Here is a 20,056-nt window from a genome sequence, read left to right on the forward strand (position 1 = left end):
GTCTATGCATGGACCCCTGATTCCGGCCTTCTGGAGAAAGCCGAATGCGGTGGCGCGGTTACGGCACTGCTGAAGTATGCTCTCGAGAACAAGATTGTTGATGCGGTTCTTGCCATTAAGAAAGGTGCTGATCTTTATGATGCAGTGCCGTCAATCATCACCGATCCGGGCGAGATTGGTGAATCTGCGGGGTCACTTCATTGCGGAACAGTTCTGGTCTCAAAACTAGTCAAGAAATATCTCGACGGTTCTTTTAACCAGAAACTTGGTGTCACAGTAAAAGGCTGTGATGCAATGGCATTTTATGAACTTGCAAAACGTAATCAGGTTAACCTTGACAACATCATCATGATTGGAGTCAACTGCGGTGGGACAGTCTCACCAATTGTTGCCCGGAAGATGATCAAGGAGAAATTCGAAGTTGATCCAGCTGATGTTGTGAAAGAGGAGATCGACAAGGGCCAGTTCATCATTATGACAAAGGATGGACAGCACAAGGGAATCTCCATCGATGAGCTTGAGGAAGAAGGCTACGGTCGGAGGAGCAACTGCCGCCGGTGCAAGATGAAGATCCCACGTCAGGCAGATCTTGCCTGTGGTAACTGGGGTGTCATTGGCGATAAGGCTGGCAAGGCAACATTTGTCGAGGTCTGCTCAGAGAAAGGTGCAAGCCTTGTTGAGGGTGCTGTTAAGGCCGGCGCTCTGGAAACCTCGCCGGCAGATCCAAAGGGCATTGCCATCCGGGCAAAGGTTGAGAACGCAATGTTCAAACTTGGCGACAAGTGGCGGAAACACGACTTTGAGGCACTTGGAATTGGTCGCGAACGCCTCCAGTTTATCATGAAGGAGACCTCCCGGTGTATCAAATGTTATGCCTGCATTGAGAACTGCCCAATCTGCTACTGTGTTGAGTGCAGTACAAAGAAACCGTACCTTGTTAAACCCGGGCAGATCCCACCAGACTTTATGTTCCATATGATCCGGTTTGCCCATATTTCTGACTCCTGCGTAAACTGTGGCCAGTGCGAGGAGAATTGTCCCATGGAGATTCCAAACACGCTCTTCATGCATGCCCAGCAGGTTGAACTGGAGAAGATGTACGGCTTTGTTCCGGGTATCAATATGGAGCCGCCGGTTCTTGCTTATGCCGAGGAGAGGGTTGAGCGGAAGCGTCTTGATGACACCGGCTCAGATCAGATCTTCGACAATGTCTTCAAAGAGTAAATAAACAGAAGAATGGAGATTATCTCTCCCTCTGTTTTATTATTTTTTTTTAATTTTGGATTTAGTTTGTTAGCATTTCGTTGTTGGGTAAATGCTCGCAAGTCAAGAAATATCTGGTTTTTTAGGTTTTCACTGAATCTCCGTGATAATGCCTGTTCGGGATGTATCAAAACCGGTATTTGATAACTGATCGATAAATGAACTCATACGTACCGATTCAATGAGACTTTCAATTCTGCAATCTTCAGAATAGCCATTTACCAATAGAATCTCATAACGTTCAGTTTCAAGTGGTGTAAAACAGAGCTTATAGGCATCAGCTGTTGCCTGATCAGCAATACATATGTCGGCAAGATTGTTTTGTAGTGCTTCTGGATTATTATAGCTACATATGCTCTCTTTATTGGAGATTGTGATCAGATTATGGGCATCAAACCTTGTATGAATATGGTGAAGAAATGTCTCTGTCCCGACTTTTACTGTACCTTCAATAAACCGTATGTTATTTTGTTCCATTGTCTCCAGTGGATCGCGGGAGAGAATTCCATAGTGCATTTGTGCAATATGGAGTGAGGCAAGCTCTCCCATATCAAAATATTCGGCAAGATAGGGGATTTGTGCAGCTCCAGTCGATCCACTAAAACTGAGTGGAGTTGCATGGCAGGCATTTTTTCGGAGTGAAAGAATTCCCCCTAAAATCCCTGAATCCCTGAAATATAACGAAATGTGTTTGCTACTGATATTATTTGAAAGCCAGTCGAGGTATGGATGATACTGGCCGGAGATTATTAAGCTGTGTTCTATCTCACTTCGCTTACCAGTCAGGTTAATTGCGACAACACTTCCTGCCGGATATCCTTCGATATGTTTTGGTATATGGATATATCCATTAGCAGAAATTGAGGATCGCTGCATGCCGGGGGCTCTTGAAAGTGGGGATGCAATAATTTCGTTGTTAAGGCTTCCAATGATAAGTGGAACAAATTCATCAAATCCTGCTTCTGATGTAATTGCCTGTGTCAGGCGAACTGTGCACTGCTCATCATCATCGCTTCTCATTCCCCATTCTGTGCATAAGGGTATGACAAGTTCCCTGAGGACAGTTTGGGCAGCCTGTGGTGATCCCGGGAGTCCTATGACTGGTTTCCCTGAGACTCTGCCAATAATTGTTGGTTTACCGGGTATCATGGCAATGCCATGTACAAGTATCTCTCCTGTTTCTGCGAGTATCCGTGCAGTGTAATCGCGTGATCCGGCTGATGTTCCCGCAGAAATAATGACCAGATCATTCTCAAAAACAGCTTCATTTATTGCAGATCTGATGCTTTCAGGATGGTCTCCTGTAATGGGGTAGCGTCTGCATGTCACTCCGATTTCACTGAGCCATGCATCTGCCATCACAGTATTGCTCTCAATCACCTGCCCAGGACCAGGAATCATTCCTGAGGAAACGAGTTCACTTCCTGTTGGGATCAAACCTACAGAAATTTGAGGAACATCAACTTTAGAAATACCATAGGTAACAAGAGGTGCTATGTCATATTTTCTGATGAGATGGCCAGATGGAAGGATCATTCTCTCTTTCTTGATCTCAGACCCCTTCCTTTTGATATTTTGCCATTGAAGGACGGATTTTCTGGTGAAAAGGCTGCCATTATCAGAATATACGTCTTCAACTGCAATGACTGCATTATAGTCTGTTGGAATACTGTTACCTGTATTAATCCAGGTTTCATCACGTAACCGGACGGGGTTCCTATCTGATGCATATACAAAGTCTTCCGCACAGACTGCATAACCATCCATTGTGGCTACGTCGGTGTTTGGAACGTTGAAAGAAGCATATAGCGGTTTAATTGTAAATCTGCCAGCAGATTCTGTTACTGGTATCGCTCCACTTTTTTCAGGAGGGCTGAATCCGACTTTTAAAATATTTCTTGCATCATCCATGCTGATGAGCGAGAGATACCGTTTCACCAATAGATCACCTTTGCGTCTTCTCCGGACTCCATTCCCTCTTTATCCTGTGGAATACGAATGAAACCATCGCTCTCCATCAATGTTCGGACAAGCCCTGACTTTCCGGGTAGAGGGGTGATATCCTCTCCGTTGAGTGCAACCCTGAACCATTCTTCTCTTCCACGCTCAGAGGTGATGTTTTCTTTCAGTCTGCCATATCCGGTGTTCTGCCTGGAATTTTTAGTCCCGGAGAATTGTGCAATCATCGGGGTGGCGAGCACATTCAGTACAATATATGTTGATGAAGGATGGCCTGGAACTCCTATGACCGGTTTACTCCTGCACTTGCCGATGATTGTTGGTTTTCCAGGTGCTAGAGCAAGGCCGTGGGCGAGGATCTTTCCGGAACGGGTAATTATTGATGCGGTAATATCCTTTGTATCCTTGGAACTTCCGCCGGATATCAGGACGGCATCACATTCGTCGAGAGCCTGTTGGAGAATTGAATATCCCTCTTCTGGATTATCCCGAACAATCCCGTACATCTTAGGTACGCCCCCATGCTCAGTTAGAAATGCGGCAATAACCCATGAGTTCACATCCCTGACCTCTCCCCGACGAGGTTTTGTTGTCGTTTCAACAAGTTCTATGCCGGTGGATATGATTCCAATGTGCGGTTTCCGGGTGACTGGGACAAAAAAGACTCCACTTGCAGCAAACACCCCAATTTCGCGAGGTGTGATGGTTGTTCCTGCCCGAATGAGTGTTTCTCCATTTCTGAAGTCTTCATCTGGCAGAAGAACATTTTCGTTGGGTTTTACACTTTTTGTGATAATGATCCTGGGTCCTGCCCCCTCGGTATACTCTACCATCACAACAGCATCGGCACCTTCAGGTAATTCCGCACCGGTTGGTATGTATATGCATTCACCCTCACCAATGGATCGAACATCATTTTGAAAACCCATCTGGGTTGGTTTGAGTTTTTTCAGGATCGCTGGCGATACTTCAGAGGCCGCCTGAATGTCCTGTGATCGAACCGCATATCCGTCTTTTATCGATCGTCTGAAGCCAGGTATATCTTCGGATGAGATAATATCAGATGCAGTGATGCGTCCGAGGCTTTCCAATAATGGAACTGTCTCTCTCTCCAATCTTGGTGTAATAGAACGGATTATTTCTATTGCATCATCGACTTTGATAACTTCGAAGAACAGCGCCATCTGAATTCACCTGTTGATAATATGTTTCTATTTACTGATGTATATTGTTTATGATAAGAAATGTACAATATCAACTTTTTCATATTGTTCATTTTTTTTGGTCCTTTATCCAATACATCTAATTGTGGCGTGAAGAGAGTTGAGCATAAAGTCAGCTGTTCTCCCGCCATGGATGCAGATAATTTACCAATGAGAGGCACTCCCGTTTTCCATATGGTCAAATATCATAAGAAACATAAGGGAGATTCCCATCAGAATTGTGGCCGCGGCGATCGCCATATTCAGATTTCCTGTGGACATATTGATAAAGAGGGCGATTGGAAGCGTTTCTGTCTTCATCTGTGTTGCACCGGCAAGCATCAACACTGCTCCAAACTCTCCCATTGCTTTTGACCATGTGATAACGATTCCGGATATAATTCCCCTTCTTGCCATCGGAAGGGTAACTCTCCAGAAGGCTCCGGCATCAGTGCATCCAAGGGTTCGTGCGATATGTTCGTATCGTGGATTTATGCCGGAAAAAGTTCCGTTGAGTACTCTGATCAGGTATGGGGCATTCACAAAAAACTGTGCGACAATAATACCAAGAGGGGTGAATATAACGTGTAATCCAAAATCCTCAAGTACTTTACCCGCAGGATTTGAGGCAAAAAACATCAATAAGGCTATACCTGCAACAAGTGGAGGAAGGGTGAGCGGTAGATTGGTGACTGTACTGAAGAACCTTTTTCCTCTGAAATCAAAACGTGCAAGGGCATAGGCTGCCGGTATTGCAGCACAGAGGCAGAGCGCTGTGGATACCAGTCCGGTGAGTACGCTCAGTTCTATTGCAAAAAGGATCTCATGGTCAGCCAGGTTCCTGATCAGATCTTCTGGTTGAACAGACCAGATGAGACTTCCCAGTATGATAACCGTGCTGATTGAGATTGATAGTATTATAAAAATGAAAATAAAACGGAGATTGGATTTCATCCTTTATGTGTGCTCCATTTCTTCCATCTGTTGTTAGAGTGAAATAGTGCCATACTTTGGATCCGGATAAGGAACGAAGTAATGATCTGCAAATATTCCTTTTCCTGTATCTGATATGACAAATTCAAGGAATGTCTCTGCCATATCTTTCTTATCAGAAAACGTTAAGACGCTGATAGGAATGAGAGAAATAACATTGTCCTCATTTGATAATCTGATGCAATCCATGGTTTTTGGATTATAGAGATCCTCCATCATGATCGCCACATCGGCAGTACCAAGAGTGATATATGTTACAAGCTCATTGACGGTGGCTGTTCTGGCGACGACGTTTTTATTCACTTCCTGAAGAATCCCCTTATTTTGAAGAATTTTATTTGCCTGCTTTCCAACTGCTGTTGCATTTGCATCTCCTAATGCAACTTTAACTCCCGGTCTGCTCAGATCTTCAATCGATCTGATTTTAGCCGGGTTTCCTTTCGGGGTAACGATGATCGGGACATGGTATGCAACAAGCTCACAATCAGTGACAAGCCCTTTCTTCAATGCAGCTTCATATGCTGGCATGCCGCCAGCGATAAACAGATCTCCCTTTTGTGTAATCTCCATCTGGGGTAGCAGTGTTCCACTTCCCCCAAACGTATATTCGATTGCAACTCCGTATTCTTTCTCAAATGCTGTCTTGATTTCTTTCATCGGTGCGCTCAGGCCGGCACCCGAATAGACAAGAAGTGTCTGTCCGCCCGATGATATCTCATGTTCCTGTGAGGATGCGGTGAGGCATCCTGCAGAGAGGGACAATCCCATTAACAGCAGGATTACAATAGATACAATTCGTTTGTTATCCATAGGGGATCGGGTCATTTTGTTAAAATTTAATTCTTTCTATATTGTGTTTATTAATAATATTTACTTAACATTGTTAAAAAAATGAAAGCAGGAGATCGTGTTTGTTCATTTGGATCTCCCCTGGATCATTTGTTCGTGTTGCGGGTTAATTTAACTCCTATTTTATAGCGGGAAAATCAAACCCCGCGCGAACCAGTCAGTCATGATCTCTCAATCAGGTTTGGGCATCGGGTTGATCTGAAAATCTGTATCATCCCAAAATGTACAAATAACTTGTTTTTGAAGAATTGGTTTCTTTTGATGAAAAAACATACATGATGCCATCGAGGGTAACATGCATACAAGAAGAAAATGATGGGTGTTTTCATATAAAATAATGTGGAAGAATGTACTGCTTTGTGGTGTTTTTTCCCTCTCCTTCCAGTTATATCCCTTTTCGGGGAGAATGAAGTGGTGGTTACTTTGCTAGCTATGATGTTCGAATCGTTGATCGCAGGATTCTTCTCATCAAGCCCTGTCGCTTGATAACAACCGCACATTTAATTTTGATGTAGATAATGGGCCTGATTATCGTAAAGCAATGGCAGATATCCTGGATTGTTCAGGCAATACATTTTCATGACTGGAGAATCAAAAGGCGGTGTCGGAGTTTTAGTGTTTCTTCCGGATGTACCGGGATAAACGCCTGTTTTCCGAAAACCTGATGAATCAGCTGATCTTTTGAAGATATTGAGCGTATACAGACGATAATTTATAATGATCATTGATGTGCTTTGCAGAAGTTCATTTCGTTGAAAATCTACGTATCTCTCTTCCTATAAACCACATATGTGTTTATATTGGAGCCTTCTTCTGTGATCCATATCCTTTTTGTTATTCTTTTATTTTTGGAAAAAGTGTTCGCTCTCATGTGGTCTTATCAGAAAAGCATTCTCATGTTGTCATCCTCTATAACCCGGCCGCGATCGATGAGGCAGACGGAATCGCCCACTGCCTCTGCATCAGCGGGATTGTGGGTTACCAGCAGGCAGGGGATCTTCTGCTCACGTACGCAGAGGCAGATCCACTCCCTGACTGCTATCTGGTTATTTCGATCAAGTGCGGTAAAGGGCTCATCAAGCATCAGGAGATCCGGTTTTGTTGCCATTGCCCGTGCAAGGGCAACACGCTGCTTCTGCCCGCCTGAGATGTGGCCAGCCCGGACTGCTGCAAGATCAGATATCGCAAGCCGATCCATCCATTCATCTGTCCTGTCAGCCAGTTCCAGAGAATCGACGCGTCGGGCTCTCAGGCCGAATGCGACATTATCATAGACGCTCATATGGGGGAATACTGCCGCATTCTGAAAGACATAGCCTATATTCCTATCCTGGACCGGGCAATTGATCTTTGACTGATGATGATAGAGGATCTTCTTTCCGGTTTCGATCATTCCAGTATCTGGGGTAAGAAGTCCTGCTGTCAGCCTCAGTATGGTTGTTTTTCCGGCACCGTTTCCACCCATCAGAACCATAATCTCCCCATCTGCAACCTGAAGGGAGATATCAAGGGAGAAATCCCTGAGCTGTTTACTGGCAGAGAATTTAAACATTGTACCTCCATTTATCAGTCAGTAACTTGACAGTCAGCATGATAGCCAGTGATATTGCCACAAGCAGAACCGAGATGGTTATTGCCACATCGAAATCTCCCTGCATGGCAGCATATATGGCAAGAGGCATCGTCTGTGTAATGCCGGGCAGGTTTCCTGCGAACATGATGGTTGCGCCAAATTCCCCGAGTGCACGGGCAAATGTCATAATTGCGCCGGAGGTGAGTCCTGTGGCACAGAGTGGCAGAATGATGAAGAGAAAGGTCCGCAGGGATGATGAGCCAAGTGTCTTTGCAGTCTCTTCATATGCAGGATCCAGCTGTTCAAAGAGTGCTTTTGCCTGCCTGATGTAGAATGGTGAGGCAACGAAGATCTGTGCCAGAACAACTGCGACGGTCGTGAATGCAATATCAATTCCGATAACATTCAGGTACTTCCCAAGGAGTCCTGTTCTCCCAAAGAGGAGCAGAAGTGCAAGGCCTGCCACCGCCGGAGGAAGCACAAGGGGGAGATCGATGAGTGTATCAACGAATGATTTTCCAGGGTAGTATGACCTGGAATGAAAGTAGGCAGCTGGCGTTCCTATAAAAATCACGATGGCCATTGAGATGATTGATGTTGTTATGCTGAGCCAGAGCGCTTTTTGAACGGTTTCATTTGGTATATAGGTGGCAAGCAGCTCAGGAGTGACCCGCAGAAGAAGGGCGATGAGTGGTAACGAGAGAAAGAGGCAGACAATTAGAATGAGGAATGCGCCAACCCCCTTCCCAAACCATATTCCTATTTTTTGCCGCATAGCATCAGGTCTGTTGTTCATTTGAATGGAATTAAAAATCAGGTGGTGGTGATTGATGTGAAGCCATAATCTTTCAGGATCTTCTGGCCCTCATCTGAGAGTATAAACTCAATGAATGTCTCACCTGTCTTCTTGTTTGTGCTGTCTGTCAGAATACCAAGGGTGTAAATCTGAAGTGCATTGTATTCCTCGGGGATCGGAATGAGTTCAAGACTGCCGGTTTTTGCGGCACTGAACGATGATTCGTACACAAATCCTGCATCCACCTCACCAAGGCCGACCTTGGTTACAACACCCGGCTCGGTTGTCTCGTAGGTGACAACATTCTGAAATACAGCGTCTTTCCATCCATCGGGAGTATCTGGTGAAGCGGACAGCTTATCGAGGACAATACGGGTATTGATACCTACCGGAACCTCCTCGGTTCCCATGGCAATCTTTACTCCGGGCCTTGTGAGATCGGTGTATGAGTGTATATCCCCTGGATTACCTGACGGGACGATGATGACGATATAATTAGAGGTGAATTTCCTGACAGTATCATTCACCAGATATCCTCCGCCCATTAACTCATTTGTATAACGGGTTGAAGCTGACATGAAGACATCGGCGTATGCTCCCATTTGGATCTGGTTTTTAATGGTCTGTGTTCCTGCGAGATTAAATGTGATTTTTGTACCGGGATATCTCTTCTCAAATTCACTGCCGAGATCTGCCGACACTCCTGTCAGGGATGCTGCCGTGTAAACAATCAATTCTCCCTGTGCTCCGGTTTCAACTGGTGTCTCTTCTCCCTGTACTCCGGTACATCCGGCAATAAAGAGTGTTGCTGCCAGAAGGATGAAGATAAGGAGGCAGGTTTTTGTGTTCCTGAATCTGTTGAACATAATCCATATGTCTCAATTCAGTTGTAATAAATTTTGTTATATTAATTAATTTTTTACTTATATTAACTAAACGTCATTGACCCCCAATCCTATAGATTTGAATGTGCTTGTTAAGTAATCGCTGTTGATTGGATGGGGTGTATGAATGGGTTTAATGAATGTGTTTATTTCTCCGTGAGATCCGTTTTGTGCATGATCGCATACGAGGGCCGATCATATCCGAAAAAAATGTGATTTCATCATCCGGACTGATGGGGGCGGCGGCCATCATCAACCGGTATGATCGTGGATTGGGAATCGATCTCTCTGGTATGAGCGGTGATTTGTTGTTCATTCCTCTCCTGAATTGTTTTTAGGATCCGTCTGAGTAATTCGGCATCATCGGGTTGGGTGGAGTCCATTACCTTCTGGACCCGGAGTGGTACGGTATCCATACGGTATGCAATACCCTCCGCATCAACGCCTGTCATTGCAACCGGTATGTGAAGAGTGGCAACTGCTGTACTCATTATCGGGAAGGGATCGATAACAATTGTCGGAATAGTTGCGAGGTGTTCATTACAGGCTCGTGGGAAATGGGCCCCTGGATCGCTTCCGATGATCACACATACGTCAACCTCTTTTTTTGCGAGAAGATCAATGGCAGAGGTTTCACCGGGATTGAAATAGGTGACCCCCCGGGAAAAATCGACAGCATACGGATACCCGGTCAGGAAAGTAAAAGTCTGGTTTGTGCCATTGACGTTCCAGTGGCCACGCATCGGGGTGAGGGTATATTTTGTGTGCCTGTTCAGTTCATCGATGAGTTCGATAGCGTTTCTGACATTTTTGTATTTTCCTTTCGATTGAGTTAGTCCGATACCTGTGAAAAATGCTCCGAATCTGGCGTTCAGTAATGTTTTCGCGAGCTTGATCAATGTATCTTTTGGAACGCCGGCAACTGTATCAGGAAGAACGCCCTCTTTCCCAAGTATAATAGCCCTCAGGGCAGAAAATACTGCATAATCCCCCCCGGATTTTATCTGGATGAATTCATCTGCAATTTTCGCAGTTTCAGACTCCCGGACATCAACGACGATAATTCTTCTGTCAGAACTGGCATTCTCAAGAAAATGGCTGTCAGAATAGGTTGAGTAACGGCTTAAATGCCGTGGATGGGCTGCTAATGGATTGGCACCCCAGTAGACGACAACATCGGCACGTTGGCGCACCTGTCCAAGAGTACATCCGGGATGCCCGACCTCCTGGATCGCCATTATTGAAGGGCCGTGGCATTCAGAAGAACAGTTATCGATGATGCCTCCGATACATTCTGCAATTGTTATGCCCACACATTGCGCTTCGCTGTGTGTTCCGCTCCATCCAAAGAGTAAAGGCCGCTTTGCATTCAGGAGAACGTCCGCTGTGTATCCTATCGCCTCTTCATAGCTGATCTCTTCCCATGCGCCTTCAACCTTTTTGATTGGTTTCATGAGCCGGTTTTTGGCAAGAAATTTGGCATTTCCAAGAGAACAGGCATTTTTACATTCCACAACACGGTTATCCCGGAGTGTCAGTTCGATGTCGTCACAGAGACACCCGCAGAGAGGGCAGATAACGTCTTTAATTGTTGTTGTGCCTTCAGGGGAGATTGTGGGGCATCCATTGGAAAACTTGTCGTACCTGATCCCACCTTCCTCCTCCAGCAGATCCCATGAGGATAGTACTTCTTTTGATGTTGGGCGGATCTCCACCATGAGTGTTTTAAAATCGGGTGCACCAACCGAGTGCGTATCCGGGGGGAGAATAAAATTTGCATGAGGTCCACATGGGAGATATACCTCTCCCTGTGCGACTTCAGGAGATGCAACGGTTTTAAAAACGGTTATTCCAGTTTCTGTCTCGATTTCGACATTATCTCCTTCTTCCAACCCGATTTCGAAGAGATCAGCCGGGTGTATGAAGCAGAGGGATGTCTGTTCGGAGTATTCAGGGCTCTCCTTGTAATACAGTTGCTCTCCCTGCTTTATCGTTCTCCCACTGTTCATCATCATTTTCATGTTTTCACCTCGAAAATGCCCCCTCTTCGTTGCAGATAATAAAAATGGAGATTCTCTGTAGAGTATCAACCGATATTCGTCCGCTTACGATTCCTCAGCTCTTTCGGAGTGCAGTTCCAGTCAGAAATCTCATCCAGATGCTGGTTATCAACCCATCCGCTTGATACCTCTTCCCGGTTATCAAACTGGTGAACATACGGCTTGATATCAAGCAGAGGTGTTCCGTCAAGGAGATCAACGCCCTGTATCCGCAAAATGTTCCCTTTGACTTCGAGGAGCCGGACGATTGAGATCCCAATGGGATTAGGCCGCTTGAAATGCCGGATTGCAAAGATGCCACGTGCATTTTCGCCATCAAGAAAAGGCCGCTGCAAGAGGGAATATCCATCTGCCCTGTCGAAATGATACAGGAGAATGAGATGGCTGAAAGATTCAATCTCCGTCAGCCCCTCTTCAAACTCCGGTAAGAGTTCAATCGTTCCAATGGCATTATTAAAAATTCCCTGGATGGGTGTTTGTTCCTGTTCGGTGAATTCTGTTCTGACAACACCGATTGGGTGATAGATAACCTCTCTGTCTCTGATCTGTTGTTCGTTGTTCATATGGTCACCTCATTTATGTGTTGTTCATTCTGTTCTGGATACTGGAAAATCACGCTGAATCCGTTTTTGGAAAACTGAAAATTTCATGGCATCCATCTGATCGGTAAGTGTCTTTCCACTATACGCGTATCTATATATCCAGTCAATTACCGTATCAACAACTGCTATAGCTTTCTCTTCCGAATCGACGACAATAAGCTCCCTTCCCTGAACCATATGACGCCCCCTCCGTCCTCCGACTGTAATCATAAACATCGGAGGGTGTCCTTTGATAATATGGAACGGACAGGAGTCGATGCACATCCCACAGTTCACACAGAGTGATGTGTCCAGATGCAGTCGGCCATTTATCATTATAATCGCATTTTCCTTGCATGTATGTGCACATGTCCCGCATCCAGTACATAATCCCTCATTCCGTATTGGAGTGCGAAGTCCGGTAATGCCGATCTCACTTGCCCGCTCGCTTGTGCATCCGTTTGGGCATGAAGAGATGGCGATACGAACCTTGATTGGCATATCCCGTCCATGATGTTTGTTATCGAGCTGAAGAAGAATATTTCGTGTATCAATAATGGAATAACGGCACCTGTCAGTTCCCGGACAGGCAGTAATGTTCACAACTTCCTGATACTCAGCCCCAAGGAATATCTCCTTTTTCTCAAGATCTCTGATAAGAGTAGGTATTTTATCGATTGGGACATGAGATATTTCTATGGTCTGGCGTATCGTCAGGTGAACAGTACCACTACCAATTTTTTTTGCCGTTTTTCCTATATGCACGAGCTGATCGGGGGATATGATCCCTCCGGGTATCCTGAGGCGGATAGTCCGGAATTCTTTATTCGTCCCAGTAATAACTCCCCCACGGTCTTCAAGGTTTTTTTGAATCTTAGGTCTGACTGACATGGTTGCCTCGTGAATAACTGTATCTAAGCTGTTCCTGTGGATCAAGATTTGATTGTCTATGAACCTGCATCATTTCACGGAATGTCATGTTTTCATCCATTGTCCTGACGAGGCTATCGATCTCACGCATCGAAATTGGATGATATCCAATCATTTCTGCGCTCACGTTAATTGTTTTTGATTCTGGGTTGAAGAATGGATACCTGGCAAGATCCTTATTATGAACGTGACCATGAATGATCCATCCATTAAAAGGCCTGACCAATTCCTCAGGATCGTGAATAAAAAGATAGGGGATCTCCCGATATCGCATAAGAAGGCAATGGGACATAAATGGCTGGTAGGGATCATGGTTTCCTTCAAGGAAACATATCTTCCCATTCAGCTGGTTTAAATAAAAATCGGCAGGATTTGCACTCATATATGCAAGATCTCCGAGATAGAATACCGTATCGGTTTGTTTTACGGTCCAGTTCCAGTTGCGGATAAGTATACGATTCATTTCTCCGGGGTCACTCTGCAAAAAAGGTCGTTTATAGCGGGGGATGCTGTTTGCATGTTCAAGATGGAGATCGCTCATCACGTAAATCTCATCACCATTCTGGAAACGCGGTTTTGTAATTTGGTATCCTCTTTGAATTCTATATTCTCTGAGGGACCTGCGGGCTACTGTTCTTTGAACTGCCTGAAGGGGGTTGAGCCAGCGTTCCTGTGGTATATCGTATTCTGCAACCGTATTCATACCCTGTCTGAGAACCATCCTCAGTATGTCAATCCGAACAGGCTTGTCTTGCCTATCATGGCGGTATCTGGAATATATATCTGCAGATGTTTTTCTGGTTTCAGTTATCTCCGCTTTGATTCTTTTATTCCGGCGAAGGTCTTTTCGTTTGTCGGTTTCTGGCGGTAATGGGGGAACAGTGGTTAGTGTTGCCGGAATGCCGGATGCAATAGCATTCACGAATGTACTTTCTACAGGACGTATCTGTGTTGTCAGGGAAAGGTGATAGAAAAACGAGCGTAAGCCGGGATTTGGATGAAAAAGATAGAATGAAACCTCATTATCTTCATGTTCAACCGGCTTTTCAAATACTGAAACCTGTATCTGACCGGACTTCCGGGATGCATATGAAACAGCGTTCATGATATCCTTTAGATCACTCCACTCATCTCCCGAGATCACAGCCCCGACAAGGTAGGGATGTTGAGTGGATCTCCGGCATAACCCTGAATCTCCTCCCCACCATTCGAGCGCTCCGGGTAATTTAGCGTGTGGGATACCAAGTCTCAGATCGATCCGGTATAACTCGTTTGTGTGTTCACTGCTGTATGCGCAGTGTTCATCAGCGGTATGTAATTGTGCGGATTCGATGATCATGATGGATTAGCCTTAATGAATTCCTAATACTGTGGTGTTGTTTTCCCAACTGCAGCTAAATAGAGTGGCCATTCTGAAGCGGGATCATTACCTGTCAGTTGTGTAACCATTTGATCGTGGAAGAGATCGATAGGATGAACTTTATATTCGATACTTGCAGCTGCCATAATCAGGGCCTGGCAGACATGTCCGGCTTCAATCAGGACATTCCGGTATCCTCTGTTTCCAAGTGCCCAGACCGAACGATAGGGAACTACTGTCCAGATGAAAGTGACAGGAGCACGGGTAACCATCTTGAAATTCATGCTGGCAGTACCCATGGCGAATGGGAGATCCGAATCCTCTCTGAGTAATGCAATCTGGTGCTTTGAAGGGATATACTGGTAAAGACCTGTTGGAATACCCTCAACTTCCCCGGCAACAAAATAGGTGTTTATCGGGTGTCGTCTTCCTGATGAGGGCACATTCCTTATAACTGTCTCTCTGTCGCGAACGGTTTTGACTCCCTGCATACACCAGAGTAAAAACGAGAGCTCCTTTAAGTTCATTGATGATCGTGAAAAAAACTCTGTCGGCTCCCAATTCTCAAGTGCATCCCGTGAAGAAAACTCTGGAAACTTGATACGTTTCGGACTGGGTAGTTTGATGATCTTTGCATTGTCAGGAACGGGATTTTCAGGTGGCGGTTCTGGAACTCTCAATATCATATCAAATGTCGAGAAGTCCGGATAACTGGTTTTTTCCATGAATTCTTTACCGGGATTTGTCATACATCACCTGGTGTTTGGTTGCATTTTATTGAAAGGGGTTGAAGCCCTTCATTTTGAATGAAAAAAGTGTATGTTCAGGATTCCAGAACATAGAGATTTGCATACACTTCCTTCCCCTTGGATTTCGGGTGGCGCTCACCTAGATCGCCGACATAATGGGTGAAGGTTGCCTCTGTTCCATCTATCTTCTGTTCAACAGAACCCACTTTTTTGAATCCCGGAAGCATATATTGGACCGATCCAAGGACATAAATATCTCCTTTTACCATTTGTCCGCCAACACGCCCCTGGACGTTACCTTTGATGATAACCGTTCCACCTTCTGCATGGGTAGATACATGAATAAAGGCGTCTTTTTCAATGATGATGGTTCCACCTAGCATAAAGGTCCCGATATCATTTCCGGCACTTCCTTTGATCCGGATTGTACCTCCCCTCATACCACGCCAGTCACCACGGTATGCACACCCGACATGGTTCTGGGCATTTCCCTCGACAAGGATCTCTCCTCCTTCCATTGCAATGCCGCAGAATGAATCAACATTCCCCATCACATGGATTTTACCGCCTTTCATCCATCCGCCGACATACATATCGGCATTTCCATTGATAGTGATGGACCCGGCAGTCATTTTATTGCCGATGTATTTAACTTTTGAACAGTCTCCCTCAATCTTGATGGCAGTCTCTTCTACGGTATTCCCTGATTGCCCGGCGATATCAAAATAATCGCCCAGCTTCACTTTTATTTTTCCTTCATGTGCATCCAGATCGGCAATCTCCATGAGTGATTTTCCAGCGAATGCATCAGGTGTGATATTGTAGCACTCAAGATAGAGTTCTGGTACTTTCGTTGGTTTTAATGTAATTTGAGCCATAATGCACCTCAGGCCTCCACGTCAAATTCAATCACGTAGGGATTTGGAGCCAGATAATCCCGTACCTGGTACGTGTCAGATCCAACGGAATAATCTTTCAGGAATTTATCCTCTATATCCCGTATAACCTGTGGATTCTCTGCAACATTCGGCTTCACCCAGATCGTTCTCTTGTTGCCATGGCTGACAATATCGCCATCCTTTACAATAATCTCTCCTGATTTGATAAACCAGCATGCCCGGGCAAAGGCTTTCTCGATTGCTTCGGGATCAGATGGCATATCATTGACATTCAGGTCAAAGATACCAACACTAGCATCCATTCCCACACTAAGCCCGCCGAACATGCCCGATAGGCCGAGTGCCTTTGCAGGTCCTGCTCTTGTCATCTGGGCAATCTCAAAGAGTGAGAGTTCCCTGTCCATGGAATGGATGTTTGTTGCATCAATCACCTTGTCAGTATGCTTGAATGATGCGAGTGTCTCCTCCCTTGCCTGTTTGCTCATCAGCCATTTGATGATCCGTGGATACCTGGTGAAGGGACCTGCATTCGGATGATCGGTGGTAATGAATGTCCGCATCGGATCGGCTGCATAGAGCCCCATTTCAAGGCCGATTGCCCACTGGATACCACTTACCTTGATGTTTTTGTCATAGACATAGGGAACAACTCCTGCAGCAGTCTCAACCTCCACATCGGTGTTTGCCCATTTCAGATGGTTCAAGTTGGTGATGTGGTGCTCAAATGGTCCATCGGCGGTCATGGTTGTGGTTTCATCAAGTGTCACACAGCCAAGGTCAATGCTGATGTTCTTCTGCTTATTGACATAATCCATGACTTCGCGAGCTCTCGACTCGAAAGTCCCCCAGGAATCTCCACCATACGAATGGAACTGGATGTGGGTGGAATGCATAACGGTGTCGCGTCCAAAGTTATTCTTTGCCGCAACCCCTTCTGCAAGACGGAGTGATTCGAGGGTAATCTCATAGTTGCCGGGATTCCCAAGATCGTTCTGGTGGATATGCATTGAATGTGGCAATCCAAGATACTCATTTGTCTTCATCAGGCCGGTAATGATCTCAGCCGGAGTGATGTCAAAGTATGGTACCGGATCATTGAGTGTAAGACAATTCAATCCCCATGCCCAGGCAGCGGTGCCGCCAGGGTTGACGACTTTTATTCCATACCCTTTCGTTGCCTTTAGAAGCCATGCAATATATGCTGCGGCATTTTCGATCTCACCGTTTCTCAGGTATTCAAACACAAACCAGTTGTTTGCAAAGACCGGAAGTGCCGCCTGATCGATGATTGGTGTATCATGGATCTCTTCATGTACATGGGGGGCGTGGAGTGGAGGCATTGCTGCTTCCATAACGAAGGCATATCCCATTCTGGCATAATCATACCCCGTTTTGAATGTACTTGGAATCGAGAAACCACTCTCCATCCGGTAATTTTTCTGGGCATGAGGACTTTTATGGAGTTTGTCCTCAGGCCTCATCAGGCGGCCAACATTCACTTTTGGTCCTGCAACATGGGCATGGACATCCACACCACCGGCCATCACGGTTTTCCCGGTAGCATCGATCACCTTTGCCGAAGCACCGACACTCTCGACAATTTTGCCGTCCTTAATGGCGATATCTGCTACATCTCCGTTGATGTTACGGGTTGGATCAATAACAAATCCATTCCTGATTAGTATTTCCGCCATATTTACTGCTCCGCGTTGGTTGCTGCCTTTGCATGGTCTTTTGCAAGGAGCCAGATTGGTTCGGTTTCAGTGAGTTCGCACATCCGCTCATAGACCCTGTCGAACAGTTCTTCATCGCTTGGAACTCCCTCGGGTCCGTCCACGACCTTCTTGAACTGGATTGGCACATTGTCCATCCGATAGACAACACCCGGCTCCTCTACCCCTACAACACGGACAGGAATATGAAGATCAGAGATCTCACTTGCCATGCAGATGTTTGGATCAACGGTGATAAACGGATGCTTCTTCAACTGCTCGACGGCTCGGATCGGGAAATGTGCCCCTGCATCTGTTCCGACATTTACAAAGCAGTCAATCTCACCTCTCATTGCAAGGTCAATCGAACTTGTTTCACCCGGATTCATGTGAGCATGGGTTCCCTTGGAGAGATCGATACAATATGGGAAACCAAACTGCCATGACCAGACCTGACCGGGTCCCGCAATATTGTAATGTCCACGCATTGCCATAATTGAAGCTTTTGTGTGGGCATTCAGGTCACGGGTCAGGCTGATTGCGATGTCAACATTATGATTCCGCCCATCGGTATGAGTACATCCCATCCCGAAGAATATCATGACGAAACGGGCGTTTTTCATGACTTTAGCCGCATCAAGAATTGTTTTTTTGGGAATTCCGGCAACTTCATCAGGGATGTCATGTCCGCGGAGTACAGTCCTGAACGCATCGAAGAGGTCATAATCATGACCCTGCTTCACCATCAGATGATGGTCAGCAAGTTTGGCCGTATCAGTCTCCCTTGGATCCACGCAGATGATAGTACGGGTCATCTGGCCTTTTGCCGTAAACGTTCCCCTTGGGAAGATCGAATACCTGGAGGTATGGCGTGGGTGGGCATGCATAGGATTGCAGCCCCAGAATACGACCACATCGGCCCGGTTCTTTGCTTCTCCGAGTGTACAGCTTGGGTAGCCGTTATCGAAGATTGCAAGGAATGAGGGGCCATGGCAGATCGAGGCGCAATTATCAAGGACTGCTCCGCCTTTTTCTGCAACACGGGCAACTGCACTCATACCCTCGCAGTTTGTCGATCCAAATCCATATATAAGAGGCTTCTTTGCAGCAAGCAGTGTCTTTGCGGTATAATCGATGGCTTCATCATATGAAACTTCCTTCATACTGCCATCCGGCTGCCTCATTCTGGGCAGCTTTGGACGTGAAGGGCTTTGGGCATGGTGGAAGATTTCATTTCCAATTGCACACGCATTCCGTGTTTCAAGGACTCTCTTTCCGTCATCTGAGACGAGAACTTCAAGGTCATCACAGGATGCCCCACAATATGGGCATCCGACCTGTGTGATCCATTTTGGCATAGCTAATTACCTCCTTTCCATAGACCGACAGAACCCTGTACAAGTTCCAGGGCAGTTTTCACTCTCTCGTCAATCGCAGGTTCAATTGTTACGGGAAAACCACTGTATTGTGGTGTTCCGGTAGATTGCGTTCGTGGAGGGACAACCTGGTTTGCCCATACTCCCTGGCGGATATGAGCAAGTCCCGGAGGGCAGAACTGGGTTGGTTCTTTCGCTGTCACAATGACGCTCCCAACTTCACTCGTAACCCTGACACTGGTATTCTTCCAGATGCCAAGTTTCTTCATATCCTCAGGGTTCATCTCAACAATTGAACAGGCCTTGAAATATTCAGGGGTGGTTTTTCCCTTCTCCATGGCCACTCCCTCTTCAATGGAACGTTGTGTGATCATATTCAGCACGATCTTTTTCGTCATATTCCACCCTCCGTCTACTGCTGGAACTCCTTAATGGGGCTAGGCCCGAGTTCAGTTACTGTCCTGACAACATCCTCGACGACCTTTGCCCACTTTGCACCTTCTGATGCTGAGACAAATGTCATTCTGAGTCTCTTGTCTTCGAGTCCCATGTTCTTGAGGACACTCTTCATTAAAAACATCCTCTTAGCTGCCTTGTAGTTGCCTTCAAGATAGTGGCAGTCGCCGAAATGGCAACCTGACACCAGGACTCCGTCAGCTCCGTCAATGAACGCCTTCATGATGAAGAGGGTATCGACACGGCCGGTACACATGACCCTGATCGTCCTGATGTCGGGTGGGTACTGTGTTCGTGCACTCCCTGCGAGATCTGCTCCTGCATAGGAACACCAGTTGCAGATGATGCCGAGAATCTTTGGTTTCCACTCTTCCGTCATTTACTGCTCACCTCCGAGGAGGAACGCATCAATCT

18 protein-coding genes are annotated in these 20,056 nt (G+C 45.9%); 1 reads left to right on the forward strand and 17 read right to left on the reverse strand.

The features are described from left to right. Positions 1-1,224, forward strand: a 1,224-nt coding sequence (locus FTO68_RS10885; RefSeq protein WP_255333436.1) for a Coenzyme F420 hydrogenase/dehydrogenase, beta subunit C-terminal domain, incomplete at its 5' end; no start/stop codon positions are given. A 129-nt stretch (positions 1,225-1,353) separates the two neighbouring features. Here the strand turns inward: FTO68_RS10885 and FTO68_RS10890 are convergent. The 17 genes from FTO68_RS10890 to FTO68_RS10970 all read right to left on the reverse strand — a co-directional run bounded on the left by FTO68_RS10890 (position 1,354) and on the right by FTO68_RS10970 (position 20,021). After that, positions 1,354-3,174, reverse strand: a complete 1,821-nt coding sequence (locus tag FTO68_RS10890) for a molybdopterin-binding protein (RefSeq protein WP_255333437.1) — start codon at positions 3,172-3,174, stop codon at positions 1,354-1,356. A gap of 23 nt (positions 3,175-3,197) precedes the next feature. After that, positions 3,198-4,406: a molybdenum cofactor synthesis domain-containing protein gene (locus FTO68_RS10895; protein WP_255333438.1), complete on the reverse strand. Its 1,209-nt coding sequence runs from the start codon at positions 4,404-4,406 to the stop codon at positions 3,198-3,200. A gap of 183 nt (positions 4,407-4,589) precedes the next feature. Continuing rightward, the gene (locus FTO68_RS10900; RefSeq protein WP_255333439.1) at positions 4,590-5,378 is read right to left on the reverse strand and encodes an ABC transporter permease; all 789 of its coding nucleotides are present in this window, start codon (positions 5,376-5,378) and stop codon (positions 4,590-4,592) included. 33 nt (positions 5,379-5,411) lie between these two features. Further along, positions 5,412-6,227: a molybdate ABC transporter substrate-binding protein gene (gene modA / locus FTO68_RS10905; RefSeq protein ID WP_255333440.1), complete on the reverse strand. Its 816-nt coding sequence runs from the start codon at positions 6,225-6,227 to the stop codon at positions 5,412-5,414. A 919-nt stretch (positions 6,228-7,146) separates the two neighbouring features. Then, the gene (locus tag FTO68_RS10910; RefSeq protein ID WP_255333441.1) at positions 7,147-7,818 is read right to left on the reverse strand and encodes a sulfate/molybdate ABC transporter ATP-binding protein; all 672 of its coding nucleotides are present in this window, start codon (positions 7,816-7,818) and stop codon (positions 7,147-7,149) included. Then, entirely contained in the window at positions 7,811-8,614 is an 804-nt protein-coding gene (locus FTO68_RS10915; protein ID WP_255333442.1) for an ABC transporter permease, read from the reverse strand. The genes FTO68_RS10910 and FTO68_RS10915 overlap by 8 nt, the downstream gene beginning before the upstream one ends. Positions 8,615-8,652: 38 nt before the next feature. Further along, positions 8,653-9,501: a molybdate ABC transporter substrate-binding protein gene (modA, locus tag FTO68_RS10920; RefSeq protein WP_255333443.1), complete on the reverse strand. Its 849-nt coding sequence runs from the start codon at positions 9,499-9,501 to the stop codon at positions 8,653-8,655. Between the two features lie 239 nt (positions 9,502-9,740). Further along, the gene (locus FTO68_RS10925; protein ID WP_255333444.1) at positions 9,741-11,534 is read right to left on the reverse strand and encodes a formylmethanofuran dehydrogenase subunit B; all 1,794 of its coding nucleotides are present in this window, start codon (positions 11,532-11,534) and stop codon (positions 9,741-9,743) included. 71 nt (positions 11,535-11,605) lie between these two features. Continuing rightward, positions 11,606-12,142 (reverse strand): tRNA (N6-threonylcarbamoyladenosine(37)-N6)-methyltransferase TrmO, encoded by a 537-nt coding sequence (gene tsaA / locus FTO68_RS10930; RefSeq protein ID WP_255333445.1) that lies wholly within the window; start codon positions 12,140-12,142, stop codon positions 11,606-11,608. Positions 12,143-12,166: 24 nt separating this feature from the next. Beyond that, on the reverse strand, positions 12,167-13,051 hold the full coding sequence (locus FTO68_RS10935) for a ferredoxin-like domain-containing protein (protein ID WP_255333446.1): 885 nt from the start codon (positions 13,049-13,051) through the stop codon (positions 12,167-12,169). Next, entirely contained in the window at positions 13,035-14,429 is a 1,395-nt protein-coding gene (locus FTO68_RS10940; RefSeq protein ID WP_255333447.1) for a hypothetical protein, read from the reverse strand. The genes FTO68_RS10935 and FTO68_RS10940 overlap by 17 nt, the downstream gene beginning before the upstream one ends. Before the next feature lie 23 nt (positions 14,430-14,452). Continuing rightward, complete coding sequence (locus tag FTO68_RS10945; RefSeq protein ID WP_255333448.1) at positions 14,453-15,199, reverse strand: SagB/ThcOx family dehydrogenase; 747 nt, start codon at positions 15,197-15,199, stop codon at positions 14,453-14,455. Between the two features lie 74 nt (positions 15,200-15,273). Next, complete coding sequence (locus FTO68_RS10950; RefSeq protein WP_255333449.1) at positions 15,274-16,077, reverse strand: formylmethanofuran dehydrogenase subunit C; 804 nt, start codon at positions 16,075-16,077, stop codon at positions 15,274-15,276. 8 nt (positions 16,078-16,085) lie between these two features. Next, positions 16,086-17,792: a formylmethanofuran dehydrogenase subunit A gene (locus FTO68_RS10955; protein WP_255333450.1), complete on the reverse strand. Its 1,707-nt coding sequence runs from the start codon at positions 17,790-17,792 to the stop codon at positions 16,086-16,088. A 2-nt stretch (positions 17,793-17,794) separates the two neighbouring features. Beyond that, the gene (locus FTO68_RS10960) at positions 17,795-19,168 is read right to left on the reverse strand and encodes a formylmethanofuran dehydrogenase subunit B (RefSeq protein WP_255333451.1); all 1,374 of its coding nucleotides are present in this window, start codon (positions 19,166-19,168) and stop codon (positions 17,795-17,797) included. A 2-nt stretch (positions 19,169-19,170) separates the two neighbouring features. Beyond that, the gene (locus tag FTO68_RS10965; protein ID WP_255333453.1) at positions 19,171-19,584 is read right to left on the reverse strand and encodes a molybdopterin dinucleotide binding domain-containing protein; all 414 of its coding nucleotides are present in this window, start codon (positions 19,582-19,584) and stop codon (positions 19,171-19,173) included. Positions 19,585-19,598: 14 nt separating this feature from the next. Beyond that, entirely contained in the window at positions 19,599-20,021 is a 423-nt protein-coding gene (locus FTO68_RS10970; protein ID WP_255333454.1) for a hydrogenase iron-sulfur subunit, read from the reverse strand. Positions 20,022-20,056 lie beyond the last annotated feature (35 nt).

Origin of the sequence: Methanocalculus taiwanensis (assembly GCF_024372745.1) — an archaeon.
Taxonomy (GTDB): Archaea; Halobacteriota; Methanomicrobia; order Methanomicrobiales; family Methanocorpusculaceae; genus Methanocalculus; species Methanocalculus taiwanensis.

Excerpts from the sequence above, each read along its gene's own strand:
- FTO68_RS10890 (WP_255333437.1), bottom strand. The coding sequence starts at position 3,174 with ATGGATGATGCAAGAAATATTTTAAAAGTCGGATTCAGCCCTCCTGAA.
- FTO68_RS10895 (WP_255333438.1), bottom strand. The coding sequence starts at position 4,406 with ATGGCGCTGTTCTTCGAAGTTATCAAAGTCGATGATGCAATAGAAATA.
- FTO68_RS10900 (WP_255333439.1), bottom strand. The coding sequence starts at position 5,378 with ATGAAATCCAATCTCCGTTTTATTTTCATTTTTATAATACTATCAATC.
- modA (WP_255333440.1), bottom strand. The coding sequence starts at position 6,227 with ATGGATAACAAACGAATTGTATCTATTGTAATCCTGCTGTTAATGGGA.
- FTO68_RS10910 (WP_255333441.1), bottom strand. The coding sequence starts at position 7,818 with ATGTTTAAATTCTCTGCCAGTAAACAGCTCAGGGATTTCTCCCTTGAT.
- FTO68_RS10915 (WP_255333442.1), bottom strand. The coding sequence starts at position 8,614 with ATGCGGCAAAAAATAGGAATATGGTTTGGGAAGGGGGTTGGCGCATTC.
- modA (WP_255333443.1), bottom strand. The coding sequence starts at position 9,501 with ATGTTCAACAGATTCAGGAACACAAAAACCTGCCTCCTTATCTTCATC.
- FTO68_RS10925 (WP_255333444.1), bottom strand. The coding sequence starts at position 11,534 with ATGATGATGAACAGTGGGAGAACGATAAAGCAGGGAGAGCAACTGTAT.
- tsaA (WP_255333445.1), bottom strand. The coding sequence starts at position 12,142 with ATGAACAACGAACAACAGATCAGAGACAGAGAGGTTATCTATCACCCA.
- FTO68_RS10935 (WP_255333446.1), bottom strand. The coding sequence starts at position 13,051 with ATGTCAGTCAGACCTAAGATTCAAAAAAACCTTGAAGACCGTGGGGGA.
- FTO68_RS10940 (WP_255333447.1), bottom strand. The coding sequence starts at position 14,429 with ATGATCATCGAATCCGCACAATTACATACCGCTGATGAACACTGCGCA.
- FTO68_RS10945 (WP_255333448.1), bottom strand. The coding sequence starts at position 15,199 with ATGACAAATCCCGGTAAAGAATTCATGGAAAAAACCAGTTATCCGGAC.
- FTO68_RS10950 (WP_255333449.1), bottom strand. The coding sequence starts at position 16,077 with ATGGCTCAAATTACATTAAAACCAACGAAAGTACCAGAACTCTATCTT.
- FTO68_RS10955 (WP_255333450.1), bottom strand. The coding sequence starts at position 17,792 with ATGGCGGAAATACTAATCAGGAATGGATTTGTTATTGATCCAACCCGT.
- FTO68_RS10960 (WP_255333451.1), bottom strand. The coding sequence starts at position 19,168 with ATGCCAAAATGGATCACACAGGTCGGATGCCCATATTGTGGGGCATCC.
- FTO68_RS10965 (WP_255333453.1), bottom strand. The coding sequence starts at position 19,584 with ATGACGAAAAAGATCGTGCTGAATATGATCACACAACGTTCCATTGAA.
- FTO68_RS10970 (WP_255333454.1), bottom strand. The coding sequence starts at position 20,021 with ATGACGGAAGAGTGGAAACCAAAGATTCTCGGCATCATCTGCAACTGG.